At 71.9% G+C, this 5,957-nt stretch carries 7 protein-coding genes and 1 pseudogene; 5 read left to right on the top strand and 3 right to left on the bottom strand.

Going from position 1 to position 5,957, the window contains the following annotated elements; all coding sequences use genetic code 11:
• Window positions 1–197 (bottom strand): transporter substrate-binding domain-containing protein (locus QZX64_RS02920; RefSeq protein ID WP_295656822.1); only part of this gene is annotated, 197 nt, incomplete at its 3' end.
• Window positions 198–378: 181 nt separating this feature from the next.
• On the opposite strand from QZX64_RS02920, the gene QZX64_RS02915 reads away from it, so the two are divergent.
• Complete coding sequence (locus QZX64_RS02915) at window positions 379–1,203, top strand: DUF72 domain-containing protein (RefSeq protein ID WP_295656813.1); 825 nt, start codon at window positions 379–381, stop codon at window positions 1,201–1,203.
• An 18-nt stretch (window positions 1,204–1,221) separates the two neighbouring features.
• Here the strand turns inward: QZX64_RS02915 and QZX64_RS02910 are convergent, their stop codons facing one another.
• Window positions 1,222–1,707, bottom strand: coding sequence for a cupin domain-containing protein (locus tag QZX64_RS02910; protein WP_295656812.1), 486 nt, complete (start codon window positions 1,705–1,707; stop codon window positions 1,222–1,224).
• Between the two features lie 126 nt (window positions 1,708–1,833).
• Here QZX64_RS02910 and QZX64_RS02905 point away from each other — a divergent pair, with 126 nt between their 5' ends.
• The 4 genes from QZX64_RS02905 (at window position 1,834) to QZX64_RS02890 (ending at window position 5,521) form a co-directional block, all read left to right on the top strand.
• Entirely contained in the window at window positions 1,834–2,685 is an 852-nt protein-coding gene (locus QZX64_RS02905) for a MurR/RpiR family transcriptional regulator (RefSeq protein ID WP_295656810.1), read from the top strand.
• Window positions 2,686–2,800: 115 nt separating this feature from the next.
• The gene (locus QZX64_RS02900; RefSeq protein ID WP_295656808.1) at window positions 2,801–3,778 is read left to right on the top strand and encodes a transporter substrate-binding domain-containing protein; all 978 of its coding nucleotides are present in this window, start codon (window positions 2,801–2,803) and stop codon (window positions 3,776–3,778) included.
• Between the two features lie 2 nt (window positions 3,779–3,780).
• A complete protein-coding gene (locus QZX64_RS02895; protein ID WP_295656805.1) occupies window positions 3,781–4,713 on the top strand; it encodes an amino acid ABC transporter permease in 933 nt (310 codons plus the stop codon).
• 55 nt (window positions 4,714–4,768) lie between these two features.
• Window positions 4,769–5,521 (top strand): amino acid ABC transporter ATP-binding protein, encoded by a 753-nt coding sequence (locus QZX64_RS02890; protein ID WP_366558501.1) that lies wholly within the window; start codon window positions 4,769–4,771, stop codon window positions 5,519–5,521.
• Window positions 5,522–5,536: 15 nt separating this feature from the next.
• Here the strand turns inward: QZX64_RS02890 and QZX64_RS02885 are convergent.
• Window positions 5,537–5,957 (bottom strand): annotated as a pseudogene (locus tag QZX64_RS02885) (short-chain dehydrogenase); the annotation flags it as partial.

The raw sequence follows: 5,957 nt of genomic DNA, 5'->3' as shown, positions 1-5,957 counted from the left end.
ACGTCGATGTCGTATCCGGTGAGCTCACCGGTCTCCGGGTCCTGGAACGTGAACGGGGGATAGGTGCCCTCCGTGCCGACGCGCACCACCGTGCCGGCGCCGCTGTCGGAGCCGGAGGCACCGGCCGGGGCCGCCGTGCCGAGGAGCAGGCCGGCCCACAGCAGCACCAGCCCGAGGATGCGCCAGGGAGGATTCACGCGACCACCATTCCTGCTCGATTCGATCCGGTCCATGCACGTACCCGCGCAGGCTGGGGCGCCGGCGCGGGTCTCCGGACAACCGGTCGCCGGTTCCCCGCATTCCACGCGTGGCCCGGGACTTCTCGCCGTGGTCGCCCGGCGTCGTCGTCGCGGTCGCCCGGCGCCGTACGGTGATGGCATGGCTCGGCACGAGATCCGGATCGGCATCTCCGGGTGGCGGTACGCGCCGTGGCGGGGCGACTTCTACCCCAAGGGGCTGGCGCAGCGCCGGGAGCTGGAGTACGCCGCCTCGCGCCTGGGGTCGATCGAGGTCAACGGCTCCTTCTACTCGCTGCAGAGGCCGTCGTCGTACCGGCGCTGGCACGACGAGACGCCCGACGACTTCGTGTTCGCCGTGAAGGGCGGGCGCTTCATCACCCACCTCAAGCGCCTGCGGGACGTGGAGGCGCCGCTGGCGAACTTCTTCGCCTCCGGCGTGCTCGCCCTCGGCCCGAAGCTCGGTCCGGTGCTGTGGCAGCTGCCGGAGGTCCTCGCCTTCGACGCCGAGGTGCTGGCGTCGTTCCTCACTCTCCTGCCGCGCACCACCACCGCTGCCGCCGCGCTGGCCCTGCGCCACGACGAGAGGCTGGCCGGCGACCGGGTGCACACCACCGTCGACGCCGACCGCCCGGTGCGGCACGCGCTGGAGTTCCGCAGCGCCACCTTCGCCACCCCGGAGGCGCTCGCCGTGCTGCGCGAGCACGACGTCGCCTGCGTGCTCGCCGACACCGCCGGCCGGTGGCCCCGGGTCGAGGCCGACACCTCCTACTTCCGTTACGTGCGCCTGCACGGCGACCAGGAGCTCTACGTCAGCGGGTACGACGCGCGGTCGCTCGAGGAGTGGGCGCGCCGCATCACCGGGTGGGCCGAGCGCCAGGACGTCTTCGTCTACTTCGACAACGACGTGAAGGGATACGCGCCCCACGACGCCGAGGCCCTGATCGCCGCCTGTCGTTCGATGTGAGGCTGGACCGGCTCGGCCTCAGACCCAGAAGGTGTCGTGTCGCAGCATGAACTCGTCGTGCTCCTCAGGCGTCATCTCCCGACGGCTCGCGAGGGTCTCGAAGTAGTCCTCGCGTGGGCCGCCGGGCGCGAACATCAGCAGCATCGAGGCGCCGTTCCCGCCCCGGAAGCCGTGCAGGCCGCCCTCGGGCACGTAGAGGAAGTCACCGGACCTGGCGGTGACCCACGCGTCGCCGTCGTACAGGCGGACCTCCCCGGCCAGGACGTAGAACTGCTCGGAGATCGAGCGGTGGAAGTGGGGGTCGGGCCCGGACTCCTCGTCGCCGAAGGTCCAGCGGTAGAGGCCGAACCGGCCGGCCGTCCGGTCGCCCGTGGCGAGGTACTCACACGTGCCGCCGCTGCGGTAGGTGATGTCGGCCGGCTCGTCGCTGGAGCGGATCCAGGCCGTCCTCTCGCCGGTGTCGCCGTGGTAGGTGTCGGGCGGGTAGGAGCGGTGCAGGCTCATGCCAGCAGGCTAGGCGGCCCTCGCACCGGGGCGGCGGCACGACGTGGCACCGCGCGGGGTCTACCGGCACCGCCGGAACCTGCCGACGCGCAGGCGCCGATCCGTAACGTCTGTTACAAAGAGACCATGAGTTCCACGACGGTCGCCGAGCGGATCCGCGAGGGGCTCGGCCGATGCAGCCCCGCCGAGCGCCGGGTCGGCCGGGCGCTGCTGGCGGACTATCCCGCAGCGGGCCTCGACACGGTGGCCAAGCTCGCCCTCAGTGCCGAGACGAGCGGACCGACGGTGCTCCGCTTCCTCAGCCGGCTGGGCTTCGACGGCTTCGGCGACCTGCAGCACGGCCTCCGTGCCGAGCTGGGGGAGCGCGACGCCAGCCCGCTGGCGGTGCTCCGGGGCGACTCCCCACCGCAGGAGGGCGACGCGCTGGGCCGGGCCAGGGCGCTCCTCCCGGAGTCCCTGGCGCGGACCCTGGAAGGCCTGCCGCCCGACGAGGTGGACCGCGCGGTGCGACTGCTCGCCGACCGGCGGGCCCGCGTCACGGTGGAGGGCGGGCGCTTCACCCGGCTGCTGGCCTCGTACCTGGTGCTGCACCTGATGCAGGTCCGCGGCAACGCCCGGCTGCTGCCGGAGCCCTCGGTGGAGCGAGCCGACGCGCTGTTCGACATGGGCCGGCGCGACGTCGTGGTGCTCTTCGACTTCCGACGCTACGAGCCCGCGACGGCCGAGCTGGCCGCACGGTGCTCGGACGCCGGGGCCTCGGTCGTCCTGGTCACCGACCGCTGGCTGTCGCCGGTGGCGGGGGTGGCCGACGTGGTCCTGCCCGTGCGGGTCGACGCCATCGCCGTCTACGACAGCCTCGTGCCCGCCCTGGCCCTGGTGGAGGTGCTCGTGGCCGGGGTGCTGGAGCGGGCGGGGGACCGCGCGCACGAGCGGCTGACCCGGTTCGAGGAGATCGCCCAGCGCTTCGGCGTGCTGTGACGGGTCGCCGATGGGCACAATGAATCACGCGTTACACCTTCACAAACAGTGACGTTAACCGTAATGTCCATTTCAGATCGGCCCGCCCCCGGGCCCAGCTGGAAGGAACTCCCACGTGACGCTCTCCATCCCGGCCCCCGTGCCGAAGCCGACCCGGCGGCGCGGTCGCCGCCTGGCCGGCCTGGCGGCCACCGTCGTGCTGGGAGCCACCGCGCTCGCCGGCTGCGGCGGGTCCGAGGACTCCGGCGCGACCGCCGGGGAGGACCTGGCCATCGACGACGTCGGCACCGTGAAGGCGGACTCCGCGCTCACCGAGCAGCTGCCCCAGCAGGTGCAGGACTCGAAGGAGGTAGCCGTCGCCACCAACGCGCCGTACCCGCCCTTCATCGACTTCAAGACCGAGGGCAGCACCGACGAGTTCACCGGGCTGGACTACGACATCGTGCAGGCGATCGCCGCCCGGCTCGGGGTGGCCGCGCCCTTCCAGCAGCAGCCCTTCGACGGTCTGGTGCCCGGTCTCAAGGCCGACAAGTACGACGCGATCGTCGGCGGCATCACCGACAACAAGGAGCGCCAGGCCACCGCGACGTTCGTGGACTACTCGGCCTCGGGCACCGGGATCATGGTCGCCGACGGCAACCCCGAGGGCGTCGCCACGCTGCAGGACCTGTGCGGCGCACAGGTGGCCGTGCAGAAGGCCGCCAAGCAGGTGGCGCTGCTGCAGGCGTTCTCGCAGGAGTCGTGCGGGGGATCCGCGATCGAGGTGACGGAGTTCCCGCAGAACACCGATGCCGTGCAGGCACTGCTGGCCGAGAAGGTCGTCGCCATCGCCGCGACCAAGGTCAACCTCGTCGACGACGCCTCGGCGCTCACCGGCAAGGTGGAGGTCGTCGACGACCCCGAGGCACCCAACGGCTACGAGCCCAGCCCCAACGGCATCGCCTTCGACAAGCAGGACGCCGAGCTCGCCGCGGCGTTCCAGGCCGCTCTCCAGTCACTGATGGACGACGGCACGTACGACAAGATCCTGGCCAAGTACGGCCAGGAGAGCATCGGCATCGACGAGGCCACCGTCGACCAGGCCGTGGACTGAGGATGACGACCACCGACAGCACCCAGGGCGATCGGGCCCTCGCGACGCGTCACGACGACATCGAGGTCGTGCCGCTGCGGCACTGGGGCCGGTGGGCCGCCGCCGCGGTGGTGGCGCTGCTGGCGGCCTCGCTGATGGCGTCGCTGGCCCGGAACCCCAACCTCGAGTGGGGAACGGTCGGCGACTACCTGTTCCGCGACTTCGTGCTCCGCGGCGTGGGCGTCACCATCATGCTGACCGTCGTCGCGATGCTGATCGGCACGGTCGGTGGCGTGGTGGTCGCGGTGATGCGGCTCTCGGCCAACCCGGTGCTGCGCGCCGTCGCCTCGCTCTACGTCTGGTTCTTCCGGGGCACACCCCTGCTGGTGCAGATCATCTTCTGGGGCTTCCTGGCCGCGCTCTACCAGCGCATCCAGCTCGGGATCCCGTTCACCGACCTGCACGTCATCGACGTCAGCACCAACGCCGTCGTGGGCCCGGTCGTCGCGGCCATCCTCGCCCTGGGCCTCAACGAGATCGCCTACGCCGCCGAGGTCGTGCGCGGCGGCATCCTCGCCGTCGACCGTGGCCAGGACGACGCGTCGCTGGCGCTCGGCCTCACCAAGTCCCAGGCGATGCGGACCATCACGCTGCCGCAGGCGATGCGGGTCATCGTCCCGCCGATGGGCAACGAGACCATCACCATGCTCAAGTCGACGGCGCTGGTGGCGGTCATCGGCGGCAAGGACCTGCTCACCGCGGTGCAGACGGTGTACTCACAGAACTTCAAGGTCATGCCGCTGCTCGTGGTGGCAGCACTGTGGTACCTCGCGCTGGTCAGCGTGCTCAGCGTGGGGCAGTACTTCCTGGAGAGGCGCTTCGGGCGCGGCCACGGGCCGGGCGGCAGCCAGCCGGGCCTCGCCCAACGTTGGCTCGCGGGCCGGAAGGGGGCATGACATGGCGACGATGATGGACCACGAGCGCGACGGGGCGCAGGCCCCGGACGAGGCGATGGTGCGTGCCACCGGGGTGCGCAAGTCCTTCGGTGGCACGGAGGTGCTCAAGGGCATCGACCTGCACGTCCGACCCGGGGAGGTCAGCTGCCTGCTGGGCCCCTCCGGCTCGGGCAAGTCGACGTTCCTGCGGTGCATCAACCACCTCGAGACGATCGACGGCGGCCGGCTGCACGTCGACGGCCACCTCGTCGGCTACCGGCAGCGGGGCGACAAGCTGCACGAGCTGAAGGCGTCGGAGGTGGCGGCGAGGCGCCGTGAGATCGGCATGGTCTTCCAGCGCTTCAACCTCTTCCCGCACCTGACGGCCCTGCAGAACATCACCCACGCCCCGTGCCTGGTCCGGAGGGTCCGCAAGGAGCAGGCACGCGCTGAGGCGGAGGTGCTGCTCGAGAGGGTGGGCCTCGGCGGCCGCGGCGGCGCCTACCCGGCTCAGCTGTCCGGTGGGCAGCAGCAGCGGGTCGCGATCGCTCGGGCCCTGGCCATGAAGCCGCGGCTGATGCTCTTCGACGAGCCGACCTCGGCGCTCGACCCCGAGCTGGTCGGCGAGGTGCTGGACGTCATGAAGGACCTCGCCCGGGACGGCATGACGATGGTCGTGGTCACCCACGAGATGGGGTTCGCCCGGGAGGTCGCCGACTCGGTCTGGTTCATGGACGACGGCATCGTCGTGGAGCACGGGGAGCCGGCGCAGGTGCTCGGCAGCCCCGTCCACGAGCGCACCAAGGCGTTCCTCTCCAAGGTGCTGTAGCCCCGCCCGGGGGGCTCAGCCCGCCAGCAGCGGGTCGACGCCGCCGAGCCTGATGGAGTCGTCCCAGAGCCGCCGGGCCGCCTCGGCGTCTCTCGCCCGGCGGCTGGGCCGCTCGATGACCGGCCTCGCTCCTCGGACCACGAACCGTGGCCCCACGAGGCTGCCACCCGCGAGCGCGGGATCCGTGAGGGCTCGCAGCATCGGGCGCGCGCCCGCCCGGGCGGACTGCGTCACGAGGGGGACGGCCAGCCGGGTGAGCCGGTTGGTGAGCCCGCTGCCCTCGGTGCCGAGGTCGGTGTTGGACCCGCCGGGGTGGGCTGCGACGGCCAGCACGTCGGCGTCGGCCAGCTCGAGGCGGCGGTGCAGCTCGGCCGTGAACAGCAGGTTCGCCAGCTTGGAGTGGAAGTAGGCCTGCCACCGGTCGTAGGGCCGGGTC

The sequence above is a fragment of the uncultured Nocardioides sp. genome, from assembly GCF_902805925.1.
Lineage (GTDB): Bacteria > Actinomycetota > Actinomycetes > Propionibacteriales > Nocardioidaceae > Nocardioides.
Note: the sequence above shows the minus strand (reverse complement) of the source record. Positions and strands in the feature narration are given on the sequence as shown.